Origin of the sequence: Nostoc sp. (assembly GCF_036916655.1) — a bacterium.
Classification (GTDB): domain Bacteria; phylum Cyanobacteriota; class Cyanobacteriia; order Cyanobacteriales; family Nostocaceae; genus Nostoc.
Map to the genome: position 1 here is coordinate 14,573 of NZ_JBALFY010000070.1, position 26,291 is coordinate 40,863.

22 protein-coding genes are annotated in these 26,291 nt (G+C 44.5%); 17 read left to right on the plus strand and 5 right to left on the minus strand.

The genetic code is table 11. The annotated features are described in order from the left end of the window. Positions 1-109: 109 nt before the first annotated feature. From V7L31_RS20265 to V7L31_RS20345, 17 genes are all read left to right on the plus strand, one after another. Positions 110-913, plus strand: coding sequence for an HAD family hydrolase (locus V7L31_RS20265; RefSeq protein ID WP_334697998.1), 804 nt, complete (start codon positions 110-112; stop codon positions 911-913). Positions 914-1,086: 173 nt separating this feature from the next. Further along, entirely contained in the window at positions 1,087-1,848 is a 762-nt protein-coding gene (locus V7L31_RS20270; RefSeq protein WP_334697909.1) for a Uma2 family endonuclease, read from the plus strand. A 344-nt stretch (positions 1,849-2,192) separates the two neighbouring features. Next, entirely contained in the window at positions 2,193-2,360 is a 168-nt protein-coding gene (locus tag V7L31_RS20275) for a hypothetical protein (RefSeq protein ID WP_334697910.1), read from the plus strand. A gap of 213 nt (positions 2,361-2,573) precedes the next feature. Next, entirely contained in the window at positions 2,574-3,368 is a 795-nt protein-coding gene (rpsB, locus tag V7L31_RS20280) for a 30S ribosomal protein S2 (protein WP_179068989.1), read from the plus strand. A 194-nt stretch (positions 3,369-3,562) separates the two neighbouring features. Beyond that, the gene (tsf, locus tag V7L31_RS20285) at positions 3,563-4,507 is read left to right on the plus strand and encodes a translation elongation factor Ts (RefSeq protein ID WP_334697911.1); all 945 of its coding nucleotides are present in this window, start codon (positions 3,563-3,565) and stop codon (positions 4,505-4,507) included. Between the two features lie 341 nt (positions 4,508-4,848). Beyond that, positions 4,849-5,673, plus strand: coding sequence for a hypothetical protein (locus tag V7L31_RS20290; RefSeq protein WP_334697912.1), 825 nt, complete (start codon positions 4,849-4,851; stop codon positions 5,671-5,673). Positions 5,674-5,761: 88 nt separating this feature from the next. Beyond that, entirely contained in the window at positions 5,762-8,263 is a 2,502-nt protein-coding gene (gene recG, locus V7L31_RS20295; protein ID WP_334697913.1) for an ATP-dependent DNA helicase RecG, read from the plus strand. Between the two features lie 204 nt (positions 8,264-8,467). Next, entirely contained in the window at positions 8,468-9,799 is a 1,332-nt protein-coding gene (locus V7L31_RS20300; protein WP_334697914.1) for an LLM class flavin-dependent oxidoreductase, read from the plus strand. A 602-nt stretch (positions 9,800-10,401) separates the two neighbouring features. Continuing rightward, the gene (locus tag V7L31_RS20305; protein WP_334697915.1) at positions 10,402-10,632 is read left to right on the plus strand and encodes a hypothetical protein; all 231 of its coding nucleotides are present in this window, start codon (positions 10,402-10,404) and stop codon (positions 10,630-10,632) included. Positions 10,633-11,080: 448 nt separating this feature from the next. Beyond that, positions 11,081-11,959, plus strand: coding sequence for an ABC transporter permease (locus V7L31_RS20310; RefSeq protein ID WP_334697916.1), 879 nt, complete (start codon positions 11,081-11,083; stop codon positions 11,957-11,959). Beyond that, positions 11,946-12,728 (plus strand): ABC transporter ATP-binding protein, encoded by a 783-nt coding sequence (locus tag V7L31_RS20315; protein ID WP_334697917.1) that lies wholly within the window; start codon positions 11,946-11,948, stop codon positions 12,726-12,728. The genes V7L31_RS20310 and V7L31_RS20315 overlap by 14 nt, the downstream gene beginning before the upstream one ends. Then, positions 12,725-13,783, plus strand: a complete 1,059-nt coding sequence (locus V7L31_RS20320; protein ID WP_334697918.1) for a hypothetical protein — start codon at positions 12,725-12,727, stop codon at positions 13,781-13,783. Before V7L31_RS20315 ends, V7L31_RS20320 begins: the two co-directional genes overlap by 4 nt. Positions 13,784-14,013: 230 nt before the next feature. Continuing rightward, positions 14,014-15,066 carry a PhnD/SsuA/transferrin family substrate-binding protein gene (locus tag V7L31_RS20325; RefSeq protein ID WP_334697919.1) on the plus strand — a complete coding sequence of 351 codons (1,053 nt, stop codon included), beginning with the start codon at positions 14,014-14,016 and terminating at the stop codon, positions 15,064-15,066. A gap of 28 nt (positions 15,067-15,094) precedes the next feature. Next, entirely contained in the window at positions 15,095-16,444 is a 1,350-nt protein-coding gene (locus tag V7L31_RS20330; protein WP_334697920.1) for an LLM class flavin-dependent oxidoreductase, read from the plus strand. 270 nt (positions 16,445-16,714) lie between these two features. Next, a complete protein-coding gene (locus tag V7L31_RS20335; protein WP_334697921.1) occupies positions 16,715-17,536 on the plus strand; it encodes a hypothetical protein in 822 nt (273 codons plus the stop codon). Between the two features lie 292 nt (positions 17,537-17,828). Next, positions 17,829-18,725 (plus strand): MetQ/NlpA family ABC transporter substrate-binding protein, encoded by an 897-nt coding sequence (locus tag V7L31_RS20340; RefSeq protein WP_334697922.1) that lies wholly within the window; start codon positions 17,829-17,831, stop codon positions 18,723-18,725. A 17-nt stretch (positions 18,726-18,742) separates the two neighbouring features. Further along, on the plus strand, positions 18,743-19,600 hold the full coding sequence (locus V7L31_RS20345) for a MetQ/NlpA family ABC transporter substrate-binding protein (RefSeq protein ID WP_334697923.1): 858 nt from the start codon (positions 18,743-18,745) through the stop codon (positions 19,598-19,600). Positions 19,601-19,884: 284 nt separating this feature from the next. Here the strand turns inward: V7L31_RS20345 and V7L31_RS20350 are convergent, their stop codons facing one another. The 5 genes from V7L31_RS20350 to ntrB form a co-directional block, all read right to left on the minus strand. After that, entirely contained in the window at positions 19,885-20,700 is an 816-nt protein-coding gene (locus tag V7L31_RS20350; RefSeq protein WP_334697924.1) for a class I SAM-dependent methyltransferase, read from the minus strand. 227 nt (positions 20,701-20,927) lie between these two features. Continuing rightward, positions 20,928-21,893, minus strand: a complete 966-nt coding sequence (locus V7L31_RS20355; protein ID WP_334697925.1) for an aldo/keto reductase — start codon at positions 21,891-21,893, stop codon at positions 20,928-20,930. Between the two features lie 317 nt (positions 21,894-22,210). Continuing rightward, entirely contained in the window at positions 22,211-23,068 is an 858-nt protein-coding gene (locus V7L31_RS20360; RefSeq protein WP_334697926.1) for a nitrate ABC transporter ATP-binding protein, read from the minus strand. A 254-nt stretch (positions 23,069-23,322) separates the two neighbouring features. Continuing rightward, complete coding sequence (locus V7L31_RS20365; protein WP_334697999.1) at positions 23,323-25,329, minus strand: ABC transporter ATP-binding/substrate-binding protein; 2,007 nt, start codon at positions 25,327-25,329, stop codon at positions 23,323-23,325. 108 nt (positions 25,330-25,437) lie between these two features. Then, the gene (gene ntrB / locus V7L31_RS20370) at positions 25,438-26,277 is read right to left on the minus strand and encodes a nitrate ABC transporter permease (protein ID WP_334697927.1); all 840 of its coding nucleotides are present in this window, start codon (positions 26,275-26,277) and stop codon (positions 25,438-25,440) included. Between the last annotated feature and the right edge of the window lie 14 nt (positions 26,278-26,291).

A 26,291-nucleotide genomic window follows, 5' to 3' on the forward strand; every position in this document is an offset into this window, starting at 1 on the left:
GGTGTGGGAGGTATGGGATGTATGGGAGGATGGGGAAAAAGTCTTACCCCCCAAACTTCCCACACCCCCCCACACTCCCCACACTCCCCACACCCCCTCTGCCTACACTATGCGTGAGAAATCCGGGTTGAGCCTCCCTCCCCTATCTGAGGTTTCATCTACAAGCTTGAGCAAGATTCGTCTGATAGCCACAGATATGGATGGCACTCTGACTAGACGAGGAAAATTTACTCCTGCACTGCTGCAAGCTTTAGAAGATTTAGCCGCAGCTGACATTAAAGTGCTAATTGTCACCGGGCGTTCGGCTGGGTGGGTAAGTGGATTGAGTAGCTTGATGCCAGTAGCAGGTGCGATCGCAGAAAATGGCGGTTTCTATTTTCCACCAGGGAACCAGAAACCAGTAGTCTTAACACCCATTCCTGATTTAGTTCAACATCGCCAGCATTTGGCTACCACTTTTGAGAATTTACAAACTAAATTTCCCCAAATTCAAGAATCTACAGATAATCGCTTTCGCCTCACCGATTGGACTTTTGATGTCGCTGGTTTGCGTCAAGACGAACTACAAACCCTAGACAGTCTTTGTCAACAAATGGGCTGGGGATTTACCTATAGCAACGTGCAGTGTCACATAAAACCCCAAGATCAAGATAAAGCTGTGGGATTGTTGCAGGTATTGCGTAAATATTTGCCCCAGTACTCACCAGAACAAATTATCACTGTTGGCGATAGCCCCAATGATGAAAGTTTATTCGATCGGCGTTATTTTCCTGTTTCTGTAGGCGTAGCTAACGTGCTGGAATATGTAAATCAGTTGAAATATCAGCCTGTTTACATTACCACTGCTGCCGAAGGAGAAGGATTTTGTGAGTTATCTAGTTATATTTTGCAAAGCTTGCATATCTCAAGCTAAGAAGAACTAGAGTTGTTCTACAATAATCTTGTAGCACTGACTTTACAACCATAACCGAAACACATTCGTGATACAGAGCGACTAAATTTATTTATGGGGATTGTAATTTTGAATTTTGTTAGCGCAGCGTTAGCGAATCTGTGAGCGTCATTTTGAATTCGGAGCGAAGCGACGTGACTGCTACTTTACCTGTTAGTGTCGAATCAGAAATATTTTACCCCAGTGCTGATGGTCAACCAGTGGCAGAAACCTACGACCACCTTTATGCCTTATTAACTACCTTAGAAGTCCTGAAACAGTATTTGGCAAATCGTCAGGCAACAGTATTAGGAAATCAATTTCTTTACTATGCACAGGGTTTTCCCAAATTGCGGGTAGCCCCAGATGTGATGGTGATTTTTGATGTCGCACCCGGCGGTCGGGACAACTATAAAATCTGGGAAGAGGGTCAAGTACCCACAGTTATTTTTGAAATAACATCCTTTGGGACTAAGGGACAAGACGAAATCTTCAAAAAGACCCTCTATGAGCAGCTAGGTGTTAAGGAATACTGGCTATTTGATCCGAAAGGCGAGTGGGTGGAACAACAGCTACGTGGCTATCGCCTACGGGGAGAAATCTACGAACCGATAGAGGATGGACGCAGTGAACCGTTACAACTACGCTTGGTGATTGAGGGAAGGCTAATTGGGTTTTACCCTGAGGATACAGGGGAAAAATTACTGATCCCTGATGAACTGGCACAGGCTTTAAGGCAGGAAGTTTTAGCAAGACAGCAAGCAGAAGAACTGGTAGAACAGGAACGCCAACGAGCTGAACAAGAACGCCAACGAGCCGAACAAGAACGCCAACGAGCCGAACAGGCAGAATTGCAGATAGAACAGTTAAAGGCAAGGTTGCGATCGCTCAATGTAGACCCTGATATTATTGAGTAACATCCACGCCTCTGCCCACGAATTTGCCAAGGAAACAATTTGTTACCTGTGTCTTTGCCACATTTATTACCTTAGACAGAATACAATATATAAACGTTCAAAGCGTTTCAATCTTTTAAGTCTCAACAATCCTGATTTGATTGAGAATATTGTTTTATACAGTTATTCCCAAGCAAAACTTAATTAAAGGATAAACAAACCGCCAGTCCTTTAAGTACTTAAATACGCTAAGAGACTAACAGATACTTCAAGTACAGATTAGCGTTTCATTTCCCACTTCCATTAGAAAGTCCAAGGCTAATGTCGAGTCAAGAATTTACCTTTAAATATTGAGGTATAAAATTATGCAAGAAATCGAAAGATTCTTTAGCAACTTGTTCAGTGGCATAATCAACCGCTTTAAGTATTCTGCAATGGACGCTGCTGATCGCAAAATGAGAGAAACTATCGACGATCAGGTAGAACAACGGCGACAAAAACCTAAACCCAAAGACCAAGAAGACCGCGATTAGATAGGTATTTTGAGTTTAATAGAAGAATAGCATTGCCTAATTGTTGAGTTGGCAACGCTATTTTTTGCCCTTACTCTGTCAACCAGCTACAACACTTCTGAATATGCTAACCTAGTATGGTTAACTAATCTCGCACATCTAAGAATTCGGGTGTTTCCCGATTGGGAAATACACTTGGATGGAGGTTTAACCCGAATCGGAGTTGAAAAATATATGCCAGTAGTTTCATTGGCTCAGATGATGGAGTCAGGGGTTCACTTTGGGCATCAGACCCGGCGTTGGAACCCAAAAATGTCTCCTTACATTTATACTTCCCGCAATGGTGTACATATTATCGACTTGGTGCAAACTGCCCAGTTGATGGATAATGCTTACAACTACATGCGATCAAACGCAGAACAAGGGAAGAAATTTCTTTTTGTCGGCACCAAGCGCCAAGCAGCTGGAATTATTGCCCAAGAAGCTAGCCGTTGTGGTTCCCACTACATTAACCAACGCTGGTTAGGTGGAATGTTGACCAACTGGGCGACCATCAAAACACGGGTAGACCGCCTGAAAGATTTAGAACGCCGTGAAGAAACTGGCGCACTAGATTTATTGCCGAAAAAAGAAGCATCAATGCTACGTCGGGAAATGACGAAGCTTCAGAAATACTTGGGCGGCATTAAAACAATGCGGAAAGTGCCCGATATTGTGGTAATTGTAGACCAACGGCGGGAATATAACGCAGTTCAAGAATGCCAAAAGCTGAATATTCCCATTGTGTCCATGTTGGATACAAACTGTGACCCAGATGTAGTAGATATCCCCATCCCCGCAAACGACGATGCGATCAGATCAATTAAGCTGATAGTCGGAAAATTGGCGGATGCCATTTATGAAGGTCGTCACGGTCAGCTGGAAGCTGAAGAGTATGACGAAGATTACGACGGTGGTGAGTATGACGATGACTACGAAGAAACCGAATATACTGATGCCGTAATCCCCGACGAGGAAACAGAAGAATAGTGCTGGGTGCTGAGTGGTGAGTAAGATAGAAAGACTCAGCAAATTGAATAGTGCTGAGTCTTGATTTTTGAAGTTGTAAGTTGTGATTTGTCAATGAAGAATAAAATTGATAACTGAAACACTCAAAACTCAGCACTCAGTACTCAATTAAGTGAGCGATTACAACTCGAGGTCAAGTTAGGAATTGAGGCAACATGGCGGAAATATCTGCAAAACTCGTCCAAGAGCTACGCCAAAAAACTGGTGCCGGCATGATGGACTGCAAAAAGGCGCTGATAGAGAATGATGGCAACATAGAAGAAGCCATAGACTGGCTAAGAAAAAAGAACTTAGTTTCAGCTGGCAAAAAAAGCGATCGCATTGCCGCAGAAGGTCTGGTAGAAACTTACATTCAGCCTAGTGGTCAAGTCGGAGTACTTATAGAAGTCAACTGTCAAACAGACTTTGTTGCTCGTAACGAGGCTTTTAAAGCTTTAGTTAAGAACCTAGCAAAGCAAGCAGCGACAGCTGATAGTGTTGAGTCTTTGCTGGCTCAACCCTATATTGAGAATGAAAGCGGGACTGTAGAAGAATTCATCAAGCAAAGTATTGCCACTCTTGGTGAAAATATCCAAGTGCGTCGCTTTGTTAATTTTGCAATAGCAGAGGGTACACAAGGTGTAGTAGATAGCTACATTCACACCGGGGGTCGAGTTGGTGTCTTAGTAGAACTGGGTTCCCAAACTGAGTCGGTGGCTGCTAATTCAGAGTTCCAAACCTTGGCACGGAACGCTGCAATGCAAGTTGCGGCTTGCCCAAATGTCGAGTATGTAAGCGTAGACCAAATCCCTGCCGAAGTTGCCCAAAAGGAAAAAGACATTGAATTGGGCAAGGATGATTTGGCGAACAAGCCAGATAACATCAAAGAGAAAATTGTTCAGGGACGGATTGATAAACGCCTAAAAGAATTGGCTTTGCTCGATCAGCCTTACATTCGCGATCAGAGTATTTCTGTGGAAGACCTCTTGAAGCAAGCGAAGGCGCAATTAGGCGAAGAGATTCAAGTAACTCGCTTTGTCCGTTATATACTTGGCGAAGGCATTGAAAAGCAAGAAATTAGCTTTGCTGATGAAGTCGCTGCACAAATTAGCAGTGTCTAATTTTAGTCATTAGTCATTAGACTCTGGATAAATGACTAATGACAAAACAGGTCAGGCTATTTGCTTGACCTGTATTTATTTATTTACAGACGCGAAATATCGCATTTAATTTAGGGACTGACAAATAGAAAAATATCTAATTAGCTCTTGTGGGGTGGTCATCTTGCCCGCCATATTAACTGGGCGCTCATGTTGCCCACCCCACAATATTGGATAATTTATTTCTTGGAGTTCCCTTAAAATCTAAAAATTTAAAATCTAAAATTCTCTGGAAAGTTATCCTAAAATAAATTTGTACATTTGTACTATGTAATGGTTCAGATGGGCAAGAACGAAAATATATGGCAAGAGCAATCGAGCGAATTGAGCAGGATATTGCAGCACTGAAAGAAGCGATCCGAGCGATCGCAGTAGAACTACAGACCGCTTATGCTAGTTATCTAGCCACCTTAGGGCTAGCTGTACGAAAACAGTTGATTCTCGCAAGTTACCACCTCTGTACCCAAGGGTATCCCGAAAACTTTCTGCACTTGTCATTGAATCAGCGACAACAATTGCAACAAGCCATCCGCAAGTTAGGTCAACTGGCGGCTGAACAATTGCTCATTTATATTAGTGAGGAAACTGGGGGAGATGAGGGAGATGAGGGAGATGTTACTTCTTCATCTTCTGTGACACTGGACAAGTCTATCTCTGAGCCTCTTACACCCGATACCTCTAATCCTATAGAACTGGCAACATGGCAACAGAAATTAGAAGAGGTCACGCAAGAGATACTGAAAAAACTTTCGCACGATGCTAATCTTTTGTTACAAAAAGCTGGGATATTACCCAAAAAATTACCAGAACCGATTTTAGCAGCAGCGGCAGCGGCATCAGAAGCATCTGCCGAGGTAATGCCAGGGCCACCAAACTTATTAAACTTAGTAATTGAAATTGAAAATGAGCAGCAGTTAGAAGATTCTGGACTCACACAAATTATGGCTATTAACCTGCGGCTAGGGGAAATTGAATTTGCTGATGTGACACTCTCCTCTGAACGCAGGCAAATCCGCAATATTTTAGTTCAGCTAAACAAGCTAGGACGAGAGTATCAAAAGAAACATCGGGAAAGAGCGATCGCGGAAGCTGAAGCTGCATGGCGTTCTAGTTGGTTTGAGGATTAGTCCTTTGTCCTTTGTCTTTTGTCCAGAGTCAAATGACCAATGACCAATGACCAATGACTAATGACCAATGACTAATGACTAATAACCAATGACTAATGAAAAACCAGATTGGATACGATTGCATAAAGCCTTGGCAATAGAAGCCGAACGTGGCTTTACAGACTTGATAGGCAGAGAATACCGTTTCAGTGAATTTTTGAGCCTAACTTTGGGCAAATTCCCAACAGGCTTACCCCAAACTGAACGCCGCCGTTGGCAAGGACTAGCGGTGCAATTTGCCAGTTATCCACATCTAGCATTGGAAGAAAGACAACACTTAGTTGCTGAAACTCGCAGGTATCTATCACAACTACAGCAAGAGGAGGGGAAGCAAGGGGCAGAGAGCAGAGGGCAGGGGGCAGGGAGCAGGGAGCAGGGGAGAATTAATCAATTAAAAATCCAAAATCCGAAATCTTCAATTGTTGCTGAGGTGAGTCGGAGACTTGCACCAACAATTGAGCAAAAACTCAGTGATTTGCCAGAAATCGGTTTTAAAAAAGCTGATAATTTAGCACGGCTTGGTTTACACACCGTCCGCGACTTGCTTTTTTACTATCCTCGCGACCATATTGATTATGCGCGTCAGGTGAATATCCGTGAGTTACAGGCGGGTGAAACAGTAACAATAGTGGCAACTGTGAAGCGTTGCAACTGCTTTACTAGCCCGAAAAATCAGAAATTATCAATTTTAGAACTTGTAGTAAAAGATAATAGCGGTCAAATCAAAATTGGTCGTTTTTACGCAGGTACGCGCTTTAGTAGTCGCGCATGGCAAGAAAGTTTAAAACGCCGTTATCCAGTCGGTAGTATTCTGGCGGCGTGTGGGTTGGTGAAAGAAAGTAAATACGGCTTGACACTGGATAATCCCGAACTAGAGGTTTTGGCAAATCCAGGAGATACGATTGAGTCGCTAAATATTGGGCGAGTAGTGCCGATTTATGGACTAACCGAGGGTGTAGTGGCGAATACAGTACGACAGGCGGTAATTACTGCTTTGCCTGCTGCGGCTAACTTGAAAGACCCTCTGCCAAGTGGTTTGCGCCAGAAATATGGTTTGATGGAATTGAAAGATGCGATCGCTAATATCCATTTTCCTAGCGATAGCACCGCTCTACAAGTTGCCCGTCGTCGCCTAGTCTTTGATGAATTTTTCTATCTACAACTTGGTTTACTGCAACGTCAACAGCAAGCAAGAGCGATTCAAACTAGCGCCATCCTCGTTCCACGCGGTCAACTTGTAGAGAAATTCTACGAAATATTACCTTTTCAACTCACTGGCGCACAGCAACGAGTCCTCAACGATATTCTTAACGACTTGCAAAAACCTGTGCCAATGAATCGTTTGGTGCAAGGTGATGTCGGTTCTGGGAAAACAGTTGTCGCCGTACTGGCTATTCTCGCGGCAATTCAATCTGGCTACCAAGCAGCGCTGATGGCTCCCACAGAAGTTTTAGCAGAACAACATTATCGCAAGTTAGTTAGTTGGTTTAATCTCTTGCATTTACCAGTGGAATTACTGACAGGTTCCACTAAAGCTGCTAAACGAAGACAAATACATTCTCAGTTAGGAACTGGTGAATTACCCCTATTAGTGGGAACCCATGCCTTGATTCAAGACCCTGTAAACTTTCAACAGCTAGGCTTAGTAGTGATAGATGAACAGCATCGCTTTGGGGTAGAACAACGGGCGCGTTTGCAGCAAAAAGGCAATCAACCCCACGTCTTAACGATGACAGCTACCCCAATTCCCAGAACCCTAGCACTGACAATACACGGGGATTTAGATGTCAGCCAGATTGATGAGTTACCACCAGGGCGGCAAAAGATTCAGACAACAGTATTGTCAGGTCAGCAACGCAACCATGCTTATGACCTCATCCGCCGAGAAATTGCCCAAGGTAGACAAGTTTATGTGGTTTTACCCTTGGTAGAAGAATCAGAGAAACTGGATTTGCGATCGGCTGTTGATGAGCATCAAAAGTTACAGGAAAGCATTTTTCCCGACTTTCAAGTGGGGCTGCTGCACGGTCGCATGAGTTCAGCTGAAAAAGACGAATCTATTACCAAATTCCGTGATAACCAAACACAGGTCTTAGTTTCCACTACCGTTGTTGAGGTTGGTGTAGACGTACCGAATGCTACGGTGATGCTCATTGAAAATGCGGAACGATTTGGCTTATCACAACTGCACCAACTGCGGGGGCGTGTCGGTCGTGGCGCGGCTCAGTCTTACTGTCTGTTGATGAGCAGTTCCAGAAGTCCTGATGCTCAACAACGTTTGAAGGTATTGGAACAATCTCAGGATGGTTTTTTCATTTCTGAGATGGATATGCGTTTTCGTGGGCCAGGGCAAGTACTGGGAACTCGTCAATCAGGCGTGCCAGATTTTACCTTAGCGAGTTTGCTTGAAGATGAGGAAGTTTTACTTTTAGCGCGGCAAGCAGCAGAAAAAATTATAGAGATGGATGCAACTTTAGAGCGTTGGTATTTGATGAAAGAAGAGTTGAAGTATCGGTATGAGCGATTAATGGGTGGAGCAATATTAACCTAAGGGAACTCCAAGAAATAAAAACATTTATTTCGAGTGGAACGTGCCGCGATCGCCTTTGGTATCTCATAGAGCGAAATAATAGATCCTTATCAAATCCCCTCAATTGATTTATGGGAATTATCTTTTTACTTCTTAATTGAATTCATTTATTGTATAAACCATTAGTAAAGTGGCGCGTTTAAAACTAATGTTTATGGAGAGCTAATGAGCAGATCAAAGCAATTAAAGCTAGGCGCGTTCATGCGCCCAGTAAGCATACATACAGGCGCTTGGCGCTATCCTGGGGCTTTGCCTGATGCCAATTTTAACTTCCCGGCGCTGAAACAATTCATCCAGAAACTAGAGCAGGGCAAATTTGACGCATTCTTCATGGCGGATCACTTAGCTGTGCTAAATATGCCAATCAACGCACTAAAACGCAGTCACACCATCACTTCTTTCGAGCCTTTCACTCTGCTTTCTGCCCTCGCCAGCGTTACTGAACACATCGGACTCGTTGCTACTGCTTCCACAACTTACGATCAGCCTTTCCACATTGCCCGTCGGTTCGCGTCTCTTGACCATATCAGTGGCGGCCGCGCCGGCTGGAACATTGTCACCACATCCAATCCAGATGCAGCGCTCAACTTTGGTTTGAAAGAAGAAGTAGAGCATGATGAACGCTACGTGCGCGCTAGAGAATTCTATGATGTCGTCACTGGTCTTTGGGATTCCTTCGCCGACGATGCCTTTATTCGAGATGTAGAATCAGGAATTTATTTCGATCCCGCAAAAATTCACGTTTTGGATCATCAGGGAAAACATCTCTCAGTGCGGGGGCCGTTGAACATCGCTAGACCAGTCCAAGGTTGGCCGGTGATTGTTCAGGCTGGTGCTTCCGAAGCAGGACGGCAATTAGCGGCCGAAACTGCCGAGGTTGTGTTTGCACCTGCTAGTAATCTGGAAGCAGGTAAGGCTTTATTTGCTGATATTAAGAAACGAGCGTGGGCTATTGGACGCGACCCAGAAAGCATCAAAATTCTTCCAGGTGCTTTGGTCATCGTAGGCGAAACTGTGGAAGAGGCGATCGCCAAGCGTGCCCATTTAGATAGTCTGGTACACTATGACAGTGGTATTGCTAGCTTGAATGGCGCACTTGGCTACGACGTTTCGAGCTTCGATCCAGATGGCCCATTGCCGGAAATTCCGCAGACTAACGCCGGGCAAAGTTCTCGCGAACGAGTAGTTGCGGTGGCGCAACGTGAGAAGTTGACTATTAGACAGCTGGCTCAACGCGTCGGCAGTTACGGCGGACTGGCGTTTGTCGGCACGCCCCAAACCATAGCCGATGACATGGAGCAATGGCTGACTGAGGAAGGGTCTGACGGTTTCAACATCATGTTCCCTTATCTGCCTGAAGGATTGAATGATTTTATAGACAAGGTTATCCCAGAACTCCAACAGCGGGGAATCTTCCGTAAAGAGTATGAAGGTAACACCCTACGCGAAAATCTGGGACTAACGCGCCCCATCAACCGTTTTTTCAAGGATAGTTAATCTACGATTTTAACGGCTTAGTTTTTTGTCATAAGTGCGATCGCTACTTTTCTGGATTTACGCACAGACTACAACTTTACGTCATTACAGCTTAGTTTTTTGTCACAAGTGCGATCGCTACTCTTTATCTCACTCTCTGAAACTCTTATTCCTTTGTGTCCTTTGCGTCCTTCTCTGACGAGACGCTGCGCGAATGCGGTTCGTTTTTCATTATTTTGCGTAAGTCCTGTGGTCTGAATACATAAAAACCGTTGTAATCTTGGCGTAGAGATGCGATCGCTCAAAATCCCCTAGTTTTTTGTAACAATTGCGTAATAAATTTGACCAAAATCCCTAAAAAGTTTTATTTTAAAAACATTGTGCGTCGCTCATCGACGCATCTCGCCCGAACCTTGAAAACCCTATAACTTCTCTACGAGACGCTACGCGAACGTTGAGATGCGTCGATGCCTTATGCAGCAACGTTTCCAAGCTGCAAAATTGACAAATTTTTGAAAGATTTTTTTCATTTTTCAGAGATGCGTCGATTGGGATATCTCAAACCCTTTCCCTGTAAAGCTTCCAGAAGTGAACTCTTTACAATCACATTGCCCCGAAAGGGGATGGAAACCATACATAGACAAGCCCCAACACGATTGCCGCAAAACTTTACAATCACATCGCCCCGAAAGGGGATGGAAACACTACATTTCCCCGCCGATCACGCTGCAACACGAACAACTTTACAATTACATCGCCCCGAAAGGGGATGGAAACTGCTCACAGTAACCGAGATTGGAGAAGCGTTCGAGCTTTACGATCGCACTACCCCGAAAGGGGATAAAAAAAGTTGAAATAGCCAGTGCAATGTTTCGCTTACATAAGTGAAGTCAGGCGATGTCTACGAAGAGCTATGCCTACTGCCTGATAATGCTGATAAACAAAACTGGAAAATAGCTGACTTTTGATTCACAGCGATCGCAATTTTGAAGCCATTGCCTAAATGCGTTAACGCAACTTAACCTTCGCACAGCGTCTCGTAGAAAAATTATCGCTTCAACATCTCTGCTTTCAACCTGGAATCTGTGTTGCAAAAAGACATTAAAACAAATTGACAACTTGTACAAAATTTGGGATTATCAATCTACGACAATCCGATAGATTTTTAGTAGATTAAAATTTATCTGGATCTCAAGGCGAAAGCACCGATCTCGCCAAAGTAGGAAAATCTTTTTTTGGAAATCATCTTTATTCCGTATCAGATTATCTTAATTCACCATAAATAAAATTCAGGTTTTTATCGTGAGTGCTTTCGATTCAAGCGGGGTTCAACCAGACGCAGAACTATTCGATCAACCTCTAGTGCTTGTGGATCTCAGCGCCAGAAGCAAGCGATCGCCCTGGCATGAGGTCTGGGATCTTTGGCGTGGTCGGCTGCTGAGAGTAGCCAGTCCAGCATTGATTATCATCCTCTGGCAGCTGGTTTCGGCATTTGGCATCGTCCCACCGCAGATTCTCCCGTCTCCGACGGATATTTTAGCGGCATTTGCAGAGTTAATCAGACTCGGCGACCTCCAAGAAGCACTACCAACTTCCTTATCGCGTTCCTTAACCGGTTTAGCCATCGGCGGCACAATTGGTCTGGGGCTGGGGCTATTTGCTGGACTGTGGCGGATTGGTGAAGAAATCTTCGACGCGCCACTCCAGATGTTGCGAACGATTCCATTTATCGCCCTCGTTCCACTGTTCATTACTTGGTTTGGCATCGATGAGACAGCCAAGATTATTGTGATTACTGTTGCCACTATCTTTCCCATTTATTTAAATACCTACGCAGGTGTTCGCGGTGTTGATCCCAAACTCTTAGAAGCTGCTACCGTCTTCGGGCTTTCGCGCCAGGAGACAGTGCGCCATGTAATCCTCCCGACCGCATTACCTTCCATTTTGGTTGGTCTACGCTTCTCCGCCGGAACCTCCTTACTGGCGCTAGTTGTAGCCGAGCAAATCAATGCGCGATCGGGCATCGGCTATATCCTCAACAATGCCAACGCTAACCAGCGCGCCGACATCATCATTGCAGGCATCATCGTTTATGCAGTGCTTGGCATTACCAATGATGTTGTGATGCGTCTAATTGAATGGCTAGCTCTACCTTGGAGGCCTAACATTGTCCTTAGTTAATCACGTTTACACACCAACCCAAATTAGCTCGTTCCATGCGGTTGAACTCACCAACGTCCGCCGCATCTTTGGCAAACGGGCTGTTCTCGACGGTATTGATCTGACAATCCGTCCCGCAGAATTTGTTGCAGTGCTTGGCCCCTCCGGTACTGGTAAAACTACACTGCTGCGCCTGTTATCGGGACTTGACAGAAGCGATGGCGGCTCAGTTCGAGTCGCGGCAAACCGCGCAGTTGTTTTCCAAGAGCCACGGCTCATTCTGGCCAAACGAGTCTGGGAAAACGTGATATTGGGACACAAAGGACGTGGCGCACGCCGAGATGCACTGCAAGCTTTGGAGGAAGTCGGACTTCGCAACCATGTTGATGCTTGGCCCAAAACCCTCTCCGGTGGGGAAGCTCAACGCGTGGCCCTGGCTAGAGCCTTGGTAAGAGAGCCGAGTCTGCTGCTTCTCGACGAGCCATTCGCTAGCCTTGATGCCCTGACTCGGATCAAAATGTACGAACTAGTCGCTCAACTCTGGGAACGCCACCATCCTGCTGTCGTTCTCGTCACCCACGATGTTGACGAAGCAATCCTACTTGCCGATCGCATTCTGGTACTGGCAAACGGCTCTGTGGGCCTTGATTTAACAGTCAATGTGGACAAACCCCGCGATCGCGCCGATCCGGCTTTTGTAGCCCTCCGCATTCGCCTTTTGGCAGAACTCGGCGTATTACCAAACCACATCATCGAAAATACAGTTGTGTCGAACTGGAGGCAATCATGAGATTTCGCCGACGTGACGTTCTCGTATCCCTTGGCGCACTGACTGCGGGAGCGATCGCCAGCTGCCGCGATCTTTCCAAAAGCGAAAGTGATAAAGCTTCAATCACAGCCAAACCTGTGAGTTCTAGCACTGGGCGAGTCAAGCTGATTGTCGGACAACAGGATAACGCCTTACAAGAAACTGTCGCTGCCTCTGGGGTACTAGAAGGATTGCCCTTCGATCTGCAATGGGCAGTGATTCCGGGGCCTGCTGCCCAGTTAGCTGCACTCTATTCCAAAGCGATCGATGTCGGTTTGGTGGGTGACAGTACGCTGATTGTAGAACAAGGTAATGCAAAATTTGAATGGACAGAGGAAACCGCCCCTATCCAGAACGTGGCTTATCGGAAGAACCCCGATCCAGCATACCGATCCACCATCACTGCTGTACGCAACAGTGCCAATATCAAAACATTGGCGGATCTCCGGGGTAAAAAATGGGTCTCAAATTTTGGTGGGATCAATTATTTCATGTACGTCTTGTCACGAATCGAAGCGGGGCTGAAGGTGACAGATATCAACTATATACAACTCGTTGACGGAGCTGCTGCTGGTTCTGCATTTAAAGCCGGTCGTGCTGATGTGTTTTCGGGAAGCGTCGGCACGATTAAGGAAGCCCTAGATAGTGGTGAAGCGCGGATTTTGCTTCACGCGGAGGATCTAGGAATGTTCGCTGGTGGTGCTTTCACAGCTCGCACAGATGTCATTCGCGATCCAGATAAGAGCAAGGCGCTGGCTGAGTTCTTCGAGCGAGTCCGCAAGCACTACGACTGGTATGGCAAAAATCTCGATACTGTCGAAAAGATTTACATCGAGAAACGCAAGCAAAAACCTAAGTTAGCAAAATATTTCGCAGCACAAAGCTTTGCCGCCTTTTTTCCCGTTAATGATGATTTGCTCAAGCGTAACCAAAATCTTGCCGATAGATTGTTTCAAGCGGGAGAGATTGCTAAAAAAATCGATGTCACTGTTCATAACACCCGCAAGTTTAATTCGGCAACAGTACCATCTGCATGAGCAAATAATTAATTAACTGGTTCCCAGCCTCCAGGCTGGGAACCCATTCTGAGAGGCTCTGCCTCCTCTTTCTTGACCAGAGGCAGAGCCTCTGGGAATACATTCCCAGCCTGGAGGCTGGGAACGAGGTTACGAGGCTACACAAGCTTTTAATTTGACCAATCATTTACAACTACGCCCAATTATGTACGTACAGCCAAACTTGTGGAGCGTTGAACTGGAGACCACTGATGAGATTTAACAGACGGCGCACTCTTATATCTCTGGGAGCATTTACTGTTGGAGTACTTGCTAGCTGCCGCGATCTTCCCAAGAGCGAAAGTGACAAAGCTTCAGTCACAGCCAAACCTGTGAGTTCTAGCTCAGACAGACTCAAGCTGATTGTCGGTTTACAAGATAACGCTTTACAAGAAACCGTAATCGCATCTGGGGTACTGGATGGATTACCATTCGATTTGCAATGGGCGATTATTCCTGGCCCTGCCGCGCAACTCTCGGCACTTTACTCTAAAGCCATTGATGTCGGTTTGTTGGGTGACACTTCATTAATCATTGAGCAAGGCCGGGCAAAAACCGAATGGACGGAGGCGAATATCCCTCTCCAGATCGTGGCTTTGTGGAAGAACCCCGATCCATCATTTCGGACGTATGTCACGGCCGTGCGTACCAGCGCCAATATTAAGACACTCGCAGATTTGCGTGGCAAGAAATGGACTTCCAATTTTGGGGGATTAAATTATTTAACATACGTTTTGTCGCGGAGCAAAGCAGGGTTGAAAGCTACTGATATTGAACCTGTGATGCTTGTTGACGGCTCTGCGGCCGCTGCGGCGTTCACATCAGGTCGTGCTGACGCGTATTCGGGGAGTTTGGGCGCGATCAAGGAAGATGTTGATAGCGGTAAATCCCGTGTTTTAGTATATGGAGAAGACCTCGGAATTTTAGGGGCTACTGCTTTCGCGGCGCGCAATGACGTGATTGCCGATGCTGATAAGAGCAAAGCACTGGCTGAATTTTTAACCAGATTACGCACTCACTGGTCGTGGTTTGCCAAAAATCTTGATGTTGTGGAAAAGGTTTACGTCGAAAAACGCAAGCAGACACCCAAACGAGCAAAATACTTCGCTTCAGTAAGTTCAGCAGCATTCGTTCCGATTGATGATGAGCTTGTGAAGCGTCAACAACGTATTGCCGATATCTTGCTGGAATCGGGAGATATCACTAAAAAAATTGATGTCAGTGTTGAGTTGAGCCGGAAGTTCAATTCGGTAACGACTGGCTAATTCGTAATTCGTAATGGGAATCAAAATAATGACTAATCGTCCTCAATTACACCTGAATCTACTTTTTAATAATGCTGGCAACTATAGCTCGGCTTGGCGTTGGCCTGATAGTAATCCCAGTGCTTTTAATGCGGATGCTCAATATTATGTGCGTACAGCCAAGCTGTGTGAGCGCGGAACTTTCGATGCAGTTTTTCTTGCCGATCATCCTGCTCTTAGCGATCATCCTGAATATCGACCATTTCAATCGCTGGAGCCAACGATCGCTCTGGCGACAGTGGCGGCAGCTACCGAACGCATTGGCTTGATTGCCACAGCATCTACTACATATAATGAACCCTATAATATTGCCCGTCGCTTTGCGTCGTTAGATCATGCCAGTGGCGGCCGCGTCGGTTGGAATGTCGTCACAACGGCTAATGTTGAAGCTGCTCAGAACTTTAGCCAGACCGATGTAGTCTCACATGGCTCACGTTATGAAAGAGCCGGGGAATTTACTGAGGTAGTACAAGCCCTTTGGGATAGTTGGGAGGACGACGCATTCATTGGTGATAAAGCTTCTGCGCGTTTTATCGATACCTCTCGCGTACATAAAATAAATCACCAGGGTAAGTATTTTTCTGTACAAGGGCCGTTGAATGTGCCGCGATCGCCACAAGGTCGGCCAGTTTTGGTACAAGCTGGCGGCTCTGATGATGGCCGAGACTTGGCAGCGAAATATGCAGAAGTGGTCTTTACATCTGCCCAATCGCTACCACAGGCAATTGCTTATGCCAATGATTTACGTGACCGCGCTAGGAAATTTAAGCGATCGCCAAATTCAATTGTCATCCTACCAGGTCTTGTCACCGTTATTGCCAGTACGGAAGCGGAAGCAAAGCGCCGCGAACAAGAACTTTGGGAACTAGTACCAATTGAATACGGGCTTGGTAGGTTAGCTAATATACTTCAGGTCGAGCCGGAGGTTTTGCAGTTGGACAAAGGTTTGCCTGAGAATTTGCCATTGCCAGTAGATGGGAATCAAACTATGTTCAAAGTTGCAGTTGATGTTGCTAGGCGTGGCAATCTAACTGTGCACGAGTTGATTAAAGCGCTAGGCGGTGGCGGTACGATGCACCGAATTATCGTCGGAACGCCGGAACAGGTGGCAGATTCCATCGAGGAATGGTTTTTATCGGGTGCAGTCGGTGGGTTCAATGTAGTTCCAGACGTAATCGCCTCAGGGTTGGAAACATTCGTTGATTTTGTTGTGCCAGAGTTGCGCCGTCGGGGTATTTTCCGCACTGAGTATACTGGTCGCACCCTCCGAGAACACTATGGACTGGAAAGGCCAGAGAGCCGATATGCTCGCCAAAAACGTGAGGCTGTTCCAGTTTGAAGGACTTCTAATTGAAGAAGAATTCAGAAATGGAGCCGGAGACGCTGCGCTATCCGCCAGTCGCAATAGTGTTCAGTTAAGGGACTTCCAACAAATAAATTATCTAATCTTGTGGGGTGGGCATCTTGCCCGCCCATAGCCCAAGGCGGGCAAGATGCCCACCCCACAAGAAATAATTGAGTATTTTTTTATTTGGAAGTCCCTAAGGCAAGAGACGCGATAAATCGCCGTCTCTACAACAATCAGTAAATTTTGCATTGAGGTTTATATATGACTGTAGCTATAGCACGTCCAGGCTATCGTGATTTTGAAACTGAAACCGCCAACAAATTGTTCGCTAGACTTGCTCCCCATATTCCAGCTACCCCTGTTGAGGAACCACGACCTATATCCTCAAAAGAAGAACTGGAAAACTTTGCTCAGTATCTCATTGCTGGAGCGGCCCATGATTCCTATATTGTTCAAGTTTCTGCCTATGCGATCGCTAACTTAATTCCAGATGACCTACACTTGCAACTGTTTTTGAGCCGACAGTTAGGAGATGATGGGGCACACGCTCAATATAGTCGCGATCGCGTTAAAACAATCTTGGGATACGATCCAATTAATGAAATTAAACGCCAGGTACAGGAACACTGGAGTTTCATCGGAGATTTGTCTACTCGCAGCTTGTTAGGGTTTCTCGCCTACGAGTTTCATTACGAACTCCACATTGTTGCAACCCTACTAATTAATCGGCGTTTAACCAAAATTAATGACCCAGAAACTAGTAAATTTGGCGCTGAGAGAATTCTTCCAGACGAGACGGAACACCGGATTGGCGTGATTGATTGGTGGCGTAACAACTACGGCAATGTTTCCCCATCTCAAAAATCTGAACTGATTGAACAGATTATTGAATTAGACAATGAAGGTCAGCGACGACGCAATGCCTATCTGAAAAACTACTGGGAAATAAATCAAGTTGCCCTTGGTATTGGAGAAGTGAAAGAACTGCCAATAATTTATGACGCATGGCGGCAAGAAATTCTCTCATACGTGCTTGATATTCCAGTTGCTCAACTACCTAAACTTGTCAGTGTGAATGATTAGTAATGTTGTGTCGGTTGAGCAATGCTCATCCTACTAAGTACAGCTTTGCATAAGTTCGTAACTTTTTTAAACGCAGAGGAACACAGAGGGAAACGCATAGGCACTTTGCCTTCCCGCAGGGTAGATACGCAGAATTTTGCCAAAGTTAATTCGTTATGAATTGAGGAAAAAAGTTAATTTTTCTTCCCCTGGCTCCCCTGCTTGCCTCAACAGATAAATTTGTTAACCGAATCGAACCAACGCCATCTACAAAGGCACGATTGACCTGTATTCTAAATGAGGAGATGATCGAATGAGTGGAAAACACAAAGTAAATAGTTCAACAGGGATAAAGCGCCGCTATTTTCTCGTCACAACAGGGTCAGCGATCGCATCGATTCTTTTCGCCAGTTGCACACCCAAGCAAAATTCACCAACGAGTCAATTAGTCAGCCAGTCAACTACTCAGCCAGCTAAAACATCACTACTGAAAGTCGGCTCTCGAAATACTGTCACTGAAGATATTTTAAAATTTGTTCAAAAAGAACTAGCTCCGAGTCAAGGCTTAGAGTTCCAAATTGTGACAATTGGTGATTCGGTAAAAATTAATGATGCCCTGAAAAATCGCGAAATTGATGCTAATCTTTTCCAGCATGAACTGTTTATGAAGCAAGCCGCTAAAAGACTGAATGCGGATTTTACCATGCTCAATCGCAGCTATACTACTGTATTTGGACTCTACTCAAAACGGTTAAAAATAAAAACGATTGCTGAAATTCCGGTAGGGGCGACAATTGGTATTTCTAATGATGATAGTAATCAGGATCGCGCTTTGAAATTTCTGAAACACCTTGGTTTAATCAATTTGAAAGAAAAGTCAGGTGAGTATTTCACGGTGCAAGATATAATTGCCCATCCCAAAAATCTCAAAGTTAAGGAATTAGACAATTACGCCCTTGCGAGAGCATTGGACGATCTTGATTTAGCTGTGGCATATTCATCCTTCCTTCTCCAAGCCAAGATAAATCTTACCCCCATTGCATTAGATGATATTGGGATTGCCGACAAAAAATATGCCACAGGCTTGGCAATTTTGCCCGAAAAAGCAAATGACCCCAACATCCAAAAACTCAATAAATTGCTTATAGATCCGAAATTAAAAGATTTTATCAACACCAACTATAAGGGTACTGTCGTGCCTTCATTTTAAACTACAAGATAATCGAGATGAGTGTCACACACAAAGTTTCAACAGGGATCAAGCGCCGCTATTTTCTGCTCACAACCGGATCGGCGATCGCATCTACTCTCATTGCCAGTTGTTCATCCAAATCTAGTCAAAACCAACCATCTCAACAAGTTAATAGAGTCAAAATCGGGGTTGCAAGTGTTGTTCCTGAAGATATTTTGAAGTTTATTCAAAAAAATCTTGCCCCGAACCAAAACTTGGAGATTCAAATTGTGAAGATTAGCGATTGGGTGCAAATCAACAACGCACTTCAGAGTGGAGAAATTGATGCTAACTTCTTCCAGCATCAAGCCTATATGCAGGATGCTGCTAAGAACCTCAATTTGGATCTGGTGATACTCAATCGCAGTTATATCAGTGTATTTGGACTCTACTCGAAAAAGCTAAAAATAAAATCAGTCAATGAGGTTCCTGTGGGTGCAACAGCTGTCGTTCACAGCGATCCAATTAACCGCGATCGCGGTTTAAAATTACTCAGAGATAATGGCTTAATCAATTTGAAAGACAATTCCAGTGGCTTGTTCACTATTAGAGATGCGATCGAACATCCTAAAAAACTACAAATCAAGGAAGTAGAGGGGCCTGCCGTTGTCAGAGCGCTGGATGATGTAGATTTAGGAGTAACATACGCAACCTTGCTGAAGCTGGCAAAGTTAGACCTCGCACCCATCCTACAAGCCCCAACTAACGACAAAAAATATGCAACAGGTTTGGTAACTTTGCACTCAAAAGAAAATGACCCCAACATTCAAAAGCTCAATCAACTGTTTATCAATCCCAAAGTTAGAGATTTTATCAACACCACCTTTAAAGACACAATCATCCCTGTATTTTAATTGGGGATTTGGGACTAATCCCTGTTGCTGATGGTGCAGCACCGCGCGGGAACTATTTGAGATCGCCATTCTGTTAGGAGATACTGACGTAAATATTGCTCACAGCGATCGCCATCTGTGCAATGGTATTGGCAAAAATTAATCTGAGGCATGAAGAACAGTGAAGAATCATGCGATCGCAAGCACTGCTCCTCTAATATATTTACTCATGCTCCAATTTATAAAACCAATACCAGGCATGAAGACGACTGTAGAAGCTACCAATTTGCTAGCGCATCATAAAATTAAGCCCAATTGCGTACTACAACAATTTTGAACTGACGTTCTTGGGGCAAAATATAATCTAGTGAACCGTAGTGTTGCAAAGCCCACTCCCGCAAGTCTTGAACAGCACGAGTAAATATCTCATCAGGAATCGTCCAAGCTGCACTTTGGATTTTGTTTTCTTGGTTTTCTAGCAATTTGCCCACAGTATCTTCAACTCGCCATTGGGCAGCAATTTCGGTGGATAAAGTAGCACCTTGTGCTTGCAACTCTGTTAACACCTCTTCTTCTGTCGCACCGTAATGGGGTAAAGGATGACCGTAGCCATCTAATATAGCTTTCCAACGCTCAGTAAATTCCCATCTCTGCGAATTGACATCTTCATCAGCCTTAACAGAGGCAGCCTGACCGTGAGTGTAGAGCAAAATACCACCAGGTTTGAGAACGCGGCGGATTTCTGCTAAAGCTTGCTTCCAAGCCGCAATCAGGTGAAACACATGAACTGTTAAAGCTACATCAAAAGAATTATCATCAAATGGTAAAGCCGTAGCATCTCCTTTGATTGCTGTTAATCGGTGAGATACACCCTCTAATTTTTGGTGCAGTTCAGCCAACATCTTTTCGGAAACATCTACACCAGTGTATGAATAACCTCTTTTAGCAATTGGAACAGCAATTCTGCCAGTACCGATACCCGTTTCATAGAATTTAGTCTCTGCTGTTGGTGAAACTAGATTGAGAATAAAGTCGGTGACTTGCTCAGAAATCCCTGGTGGAAGTCCCCTAGTTGCATCGTAAATATCAGACACTCGGTCAAAAGAAATTGTGCTAGTCATGTTGATCCTTAATGTGTGGGAAAATCATTTGTATTCGTACAACTAAGCAAGAGAAGCTACGTAATGATAATTATTAAAAAATCAAGGGTTTTTCTTCAGGGATTTCCAAATAGAAAAATATTCAATTAAATCTTGTGTGGTGGGCGACACGATAGCCATCTTATGGACTGGGCACTCACGTTGCCCACCCTACAATATTGGATAATTTATTTCTTGGAGTTTCCTAACTAAATTTCTGAAGAACTGGCTTGATTGAGAAGGTCAATTGCATCTTTATCAAGGTTAAGATTGACAGATTTAATGATATCGTCGAGTTGCTCAATTTTTGTTGCACTAACAATAGGAGCGGTAATGCTTGGATTAGCAATCAACCACGCTAAAGAAACTTGGGTGGGAGTGGAATTATAAGTCTTTGCCACTCGATCAATTGCCTCTAGAATTCGGAAACCACGAGGATTTAAATATCTTTTTACGGAATTACCACGGAGACTAATAGACAAATCTTTTTCTGAGCGATATTTACCAGAGAGAAAGCCACTGCACAGAGAGGAATAGTTAATCACACCAATTTCCTGTTCTTGGGAAATTTTTTGTAAATCTTGTTCATAATCATCTCTGTCATACAAGTTATAACGAGGCTGAAGACTTTCGTAGCGAGGATAGCTATACTTACGGCTGATTTCTAATGCTTGTAAGAGACGTTCTGCACTATAATTTGAAGCACCAATTGCACGTACTTTTCCTTGACTAATTAATTCTCCGTAGGTTTCAAGAGTTTCTTCAAGTGGAGTAGTTTCATCGTCTATATGTGATTGATATAAATCGATATAATCAGTTTGTAACCTTTGCAATGAGTCTTCAACAGCTTGTTGGATGTATTTACGAGAAAGCCCTTTGCCTTTAACACCCAAATCGTTGCCAACTTTAGTAGCAATTACCACTCGATCGCGATTATTACGCTGCTTGAGCCATTTTCCTAAAATTGCCTCAGACTCTCCACCTTGATTCCCTGGAACCCACTTGGAATAGACATCGGCTGTGTCAATAAAATTACCTCCAGCCGCTAGAAAGCGATCTAAAATTTCAAATGAAGTATTTTCATCAATTGTCCACCCAAACACGTTGCCACCAAAAGATAGCGGTGATACTTCTAGTTCTGAACGTCCAAGTTTACGTCTTTGTGTAATGACCATAAGTTTTTTCTCAAGACAGTTTTAGAAATTACTTGTGCCAACTATGGCTAATTCAAATGAAAAATACAGTCCGCTATTAAAATTACGATAAGTCTATCGACAAACAGTAGTTAAAGAGATAAATGCAGAGTATCATGGAAAATAATCCAAAATCAAGTCTTCTTATCTCTCCAATATTACTTTCGCTTTTTAGAAGCAGGGTATTTTGGTTATGTCAGAAAAATTAGCTGGAATCCCAAGGCATGATTCCCGCCACCATGCGAGGTGATGACGGGAAGAACAAAGAATTATTCTGGAAAAAATGAATCAGGATTAGCTTAACCTACATCATCATGGGCAAAGCGGTTAAAGAGGAAGTCTAGGGCATAGTTACGCAGTTGGTAATATTGCGGGTCTTCCATAATGCGGCTGCGATCGCGCGGACGAGAAAAAGGAATTTCCATAACTTCGCCAATCTTTGCATGGGGGCCATTGGTCATCATCACCAATTTATCTGCTAAAAATAGTGCCTCGTCGATGTCGTGGGTAATCATCAGCACTGTACAACGGTTATCGCCCCAAATTTTCAGCAATTCTTCTTGTAATTCTTCTTTGGTAATGGCATCCAGCGCCCCAAAAGGTTCATCTAAAATTAAAACTTTCGGACGAATCGCCAAAGCACGGGCGATAGAAACCCGTTGTCTCATCCCGCCGGACATTTGCATCGGTTTCTTTTCCATTGCGTCCGCCAGTCCCACCATTGCCAAATGATCGCGGACGATCGCTCTTTTTTCGGCTTGTGGTTTGTTGGGATAAACGGCGTTAACAGCTAAGTAAATATTTTCAAAAGCAGTTCGCCAAGGTAGCAATGCATAGTTTTGGAAGACAACCATCCTGTCTGGGCCTGGTTGGGTAATGGGTTCTCCTTCGAGTAACACTTGCCCGGAGGTGGGAAAGTTAAAACCGGATACCATATTTAACAGTGTCGATTTGCCACAGCCAGAGTGGCCGATGACGCAAATAAACTCGCCTTGTTCGACGTTGAGGTTAACGCCGTCGAGTACGGTGAAGGGGCCTTTCTTTGTAGGATAGACTTTGGTAACGTCTTTAATTTCTAGGAAAGGTCTGTGGCTGGTGGTTGCAGTGGTTAATGGTTTTCCTAGTGTGTTTGTAGCTGTTGAGTTGCGGTTTTGCATGGTATTTGGGTATTGGGTATTGGGTATTGGAGACTGGGAATTAGGGATTGGGGACTAGTCGCTGCAACCTAGAGGTTTATTAATGAGGTTCAAAGACTCTTTAACGGAGTTCAAGAGATTTTTAACAACTGAAATTATTTAATCTTGTGGGGTGGGCATCTTGCCCGCCTTTAATTACGGGCACTCGTGTCTTCCACCCCACAAGAAGTAAGATATTTTACTCCTTCCACTCCTTACTTTCTCTCACGATTTTTTTATGAAGCGAGTCTCCTTCTAGGTGCATCAAGAACAACTTCCGCGACTGAAAAATCACATTTAATTTTCAAGCTGTTGAGATAAGCGATCGGATCGTCGGCGTTAAAGGGAGTACCATCGAACAGTTTGATCGGTTGGCGAATATAGCTAATATCCAAACCTAATTCTCGTGCGGCGGTGCTAAAAACTCGCACTCGACACACCCGTTCCACAACTTCTACCCAATTTCTGGGGAAGGGAGTATCACCCCAACGCGCCAATTGACTCATAATCCAAATTTGTTCGGTGCGACTGGGGCGGTTAATGGCAGACTCAGAATAAAACTGGTGATGGGCATAGTCTTGCAACGGATGGTCTAAGTCACAAGTGAGACTATCTGGATCTTCGAGTTGAATGTATTCTAAATCAGTGCTGACGTACTCTCGCCCTGCTAAAATTTGCCGAATCTCTTGGGCATTATCGGGATTTGCACAATACTGACAAGCTTCCAGCAAAGCTTTAGTCAAAGCAATATGCGTATTGGGATAATTTTCTGCCCAATCTTCTCGCACACCAAGAACTTTTCCGGGATGCCCGAACCAAACTTCTAAGTCAGTAGCAATGGTAAAGCCGACATTTTCCACGGCGGCGCGGTAGTTCCAAGGTTCGCCAACGCAGTAACCATCAATGCTTCCGGCTTTTAAGTCGGCTACCATTTGCGCTGGGGGAATGGTCTTCATATCTACATCAGTGTCGGGGTCAATTCCTCCAGCTGCTAACCAGTAACGCAGCAGCAAGTTATGCATAGATGCGGGATGCACTACCCCCATTGTGTGCCGTTGTTCGCGGGTGCGAAGCAGATATCTTTTGAAATCTGATAAGGTTTGCACCCCTTGGTCGTAAAAGTGTTTTGCCAAGGTGATGGCGTTACCGTTGCGAGTCATGGTAAGGGCGGTGACAACGGGCAGAGGTTGATTATTATGTCCTCCCAAAGTTAGCCACATGGGCATCCCTGAAGGCATTTGAGCCGCATCCAAATAACCGCCACTTATGCCATCGACAATACCCCGCCAGTTGCTTTCGCGCACGAGGTTAACTTCATCTAAACCATGCTTGACAAAAAAGCCTTTTTCCTTAGCAACTGCCAAAGGGGCGCAAGCGGTAAGCGGTAAAAAGCCAATTTCTAGGTTAACTTTTTCTAATCCATGACGGGCAACGTCGGCAGTTTTCCGCGCCCGAATTTTCTTAATCCGTTTCTGCTGATTGAGGAAGTAAATCATCTCACTCCGCAAGCTGTAGTAGCTGGGATGTTCAACTACTTCCATCCGCTTACGGGGTCTGGGAATATCCACTTCTAAAATGTCGCCGATTTTAGATTCGGGGCCGTTGGTTAACATCACGATTCTGTCAGATAACAGCACCGCTTCATCGACATCATGTGTCACCATCACCGCAGTGACTTCATTTTCTTCGCAGATTTGCATGAGTTGTTCTTGCAAATTGCCGCGTGTGAGTGCATCCAATGCACCAAAGGGTTCATCTAGCAGCAGTAATTTGGGACGAATCGCTAAGGCGCGGGCGATCGCAACTCGTTGCTTTTGTCCACCTGATAACATTCCCGGTTGTTTGTCAGCATGGGGACGCAAACCCACCATATTTATATGTTTTTCGATAATGGCGTTGCGTTCATCTGCGGGTAAACCTTTCATTACCGAGTCCACGGCGAGGGCAATATTTTCTCTCACCGTCCGCCAAGGTAATAGCGAATAATTTTGGAACACCACCATCCTGTCTGGGCCAGGTTTGGTGATTTTTTGTCCTTCGAGAGTGACAATACCTTCAGTTGGCAAATCCAAACCCGCAATCATATTTAATAATGTGGATTTACCGCAACCGGAGTGACCAATAAGAGAAACAAATTCTCCTTTTTTAATTTGGAGGTCGATTCCTTTGAGGGCGATATATTTGCCACCACCAGTTAATTCAAAAACTTTATCAATTTGGTCAACAGTTACGAACATACTTATTTATCCTTTGTCATTTGTCCTTTGTCATTTGTTTTTTGCCATTAATCCTTAGTACGTGGTCATTAGTCCTTAACTTTTTACAAATGACCAATGACTAATGAAAAATGACTATTTCTGTTCTGCTGGTAAAATCTTGTTTTGTAGCCAAGCCATTGCTTTATCTAGCACTAAGCCAACAATACCGATGTAAACTAGAGCCAAAATTACTTCGCTGACGTTGTTATTTTGATAAGCGTCCCAGATAAAAAATCCGATGCCGACAATACCGGACATGACGATTTCGGCAGCGATAATTGCTAACCAAGCCAAACCGATCGCAATTCTCAAGCCGGTAAAGATGTAGGGTAATGCCGCCGGAATCAAAATGTTAGTGAAATATTCTTTGCGGCTAAGTTGCAGAACTTTGGCGACGTTATTGTAATCTTGAGGAATTTGGGTAACGCCGACAGCAGTGTTAATTAAGATGGGCCAAATGGCGGTAATGAAAATTACGAATAAGGCTGCGGGTTCGTTTTGTCGTAAAGCTGCTAAAGAAATCGGAACCCAAGCTAGAGGTGGTACTGTCCGAAGTAGTTGAAAGATGGGGTCTAAAGCTTTGGACATGGTTTTATTAACCCCAATCAAAATGCCCAAGGCAATACCAACGATCGCAGCTAAGGTATAACTGATGGCAACCCGTTGCAGACTGGCGAGAATCTGCCAAAACAGACCTTTATCAATGCCACCTCGGTCATAAAATGGCCAGAAAATCAAAACCCAAGTGTCTTGGATAACCTGTATTGGGCCTGGTAATGTGGCTCCCGGAATCCAGGCGAAGAGTTGCCAGAGAACGAGGAAGATTGATATGGCGATCGCAGGTGGTATCAGATCAGGAAATTGCTTTTGCAGACTGGCTATAAAGCCATTACTAAATCTAGGACTTGCAGGGCGTTTTTGGGCGAGTGTCATAATGCCGTATTCTC

What these genes read in the sequence shown, in the direction of transcription:
- V7L31_RS20265 (WP_334697998.1), top strand. Translation starts at nt 110, where the DNA reads ATGCGTGAGAAATCCGGGTTGAGCCTCCCTCCCCTATCTGAGGTTTCA.
- V7L31_RS20335 (WP_334697921.1), top strand. Translation starts at nt 16,715, where the DNA reads ATGACTGTAGCTATAGCACGTCCAGGCTATCGTGATTTTGAAACTGAA.
- V7L31_RS20355 (WP_334697925.1), bottom strand. Translation starts at nt 21,893, where the DNA reads ATGGTCATTACACAAAGACGTAAACTTGGACGTTCAGAACTAGAAGTA.
- V7L31_RS20360 (WP_334697926.1), bottom strand. Translation starts at nt 23,068, where the DNA reads ATGCAAAACCGCAACTCAACAGCTACAAACACACTAGGAAAACCATTA.
- V7L31_RS20345 (WP_334697923.1), top strand. Translation starts at nt 18,743, where the DNA reads ATGAGTGTCACACACAAAGTTTCAACAGGGATCAAGCGCCGCTATTTT.
- V7L31_RS20330 (WP_334697920.1), top strand. Translation starts at nt 15,095, where the DNA reads ATGACTAATCGTCCTCAATTACACCTGAATCTACTTTTTAATAATGCT.
- tsf (WP_334697911.1), top strand. Translation starts at nt 3,563, where the DNA reads ATGGCGGAAATATCTGCAAAACTCGTCCAAGAGCTACGCCAAAAAACT.
- V7L31_RS20320 (WP_334697918.1), top strand. Translation starts at nt 12,725, where the DNA reads ATGAGATTTCGCCGACGTGACGTTCTCGTATCCCTTGGCGCACTGACT.
- V7L31_RS20305 (WP_334697915.1), top strand. Translation starts at nt 10,402, where the DNA reads ATGGAAACCATACATAGACAAGCCCCAACACGATTGCCGCAAAACTTT.
- recG (WP_334697913.1), top strand. Translation starts at nt 5,762, where the DNA reads ATGACTAATGAAAAACCAGATTGGATACGATTGCATAAAGCCTTGGCA.
- V7L31_RS20350 (WP_334697924.1), bottom strand. Translation starts at nt 20,700, where the DNA reads ATGACTAGCACAATTTCTTTTGACCGAGTGTCTGATATTTACGATGCA.
- rpsB (WP_179068989.1), top strand. Translation starts at nt 2,574, where the DNA reads ATGCCAGTAGTTTCATTGGCTCAGATGATGGAGTCAGGGGTTCACTTT.
- ntrB (WP_334697927.1), bottom strand. Translation starts at nt 26,277, where the DNA reads ATGACACTCGCCCAAAAACGCCCTGCAAGTCCTAGATTTAGTAATGGC.
- V7L31_RS20290 (WP_334697912.1), top strand. Translation starts at nt 4,849, where the DNA reads ATGGCAAGAGCAATCGAGCGAATTGAGCAGGATATTGCAGCACTGAAA.
- V7L31_RS20325 (WP_334697919.1), top strand. Translation starts at nt 14,014, where the DNA reads ATGAGATTTAACAGACGGCGCACTCTTATATCTCTGGGAGCATTTACT.
- V7L31_RS20300 (WP_334697914.1), top strand. Translation starts at nt 8,468, where the DNA reads ATGAGCAGATCAAAGCAATTAAAGCTAGGCGCGTTCATGCGCCCAGTA.
- V7L31_RS20275 (WP_334697910.1), top strand. Translation starts at nt 2,193, where the DNA reads ATGCAAGAAATCGAAAGATTCTTTAGCAACTTGTTCAGTGGCATAATC.
- V7L31_RS20340 (WP_334697922.1), top strand. Translation starts at nt 17,829, where the DNA reads ATGAGTGGAAAACACAAAGTAAATAGTTCAACAGGGATAAAGCGCCGC.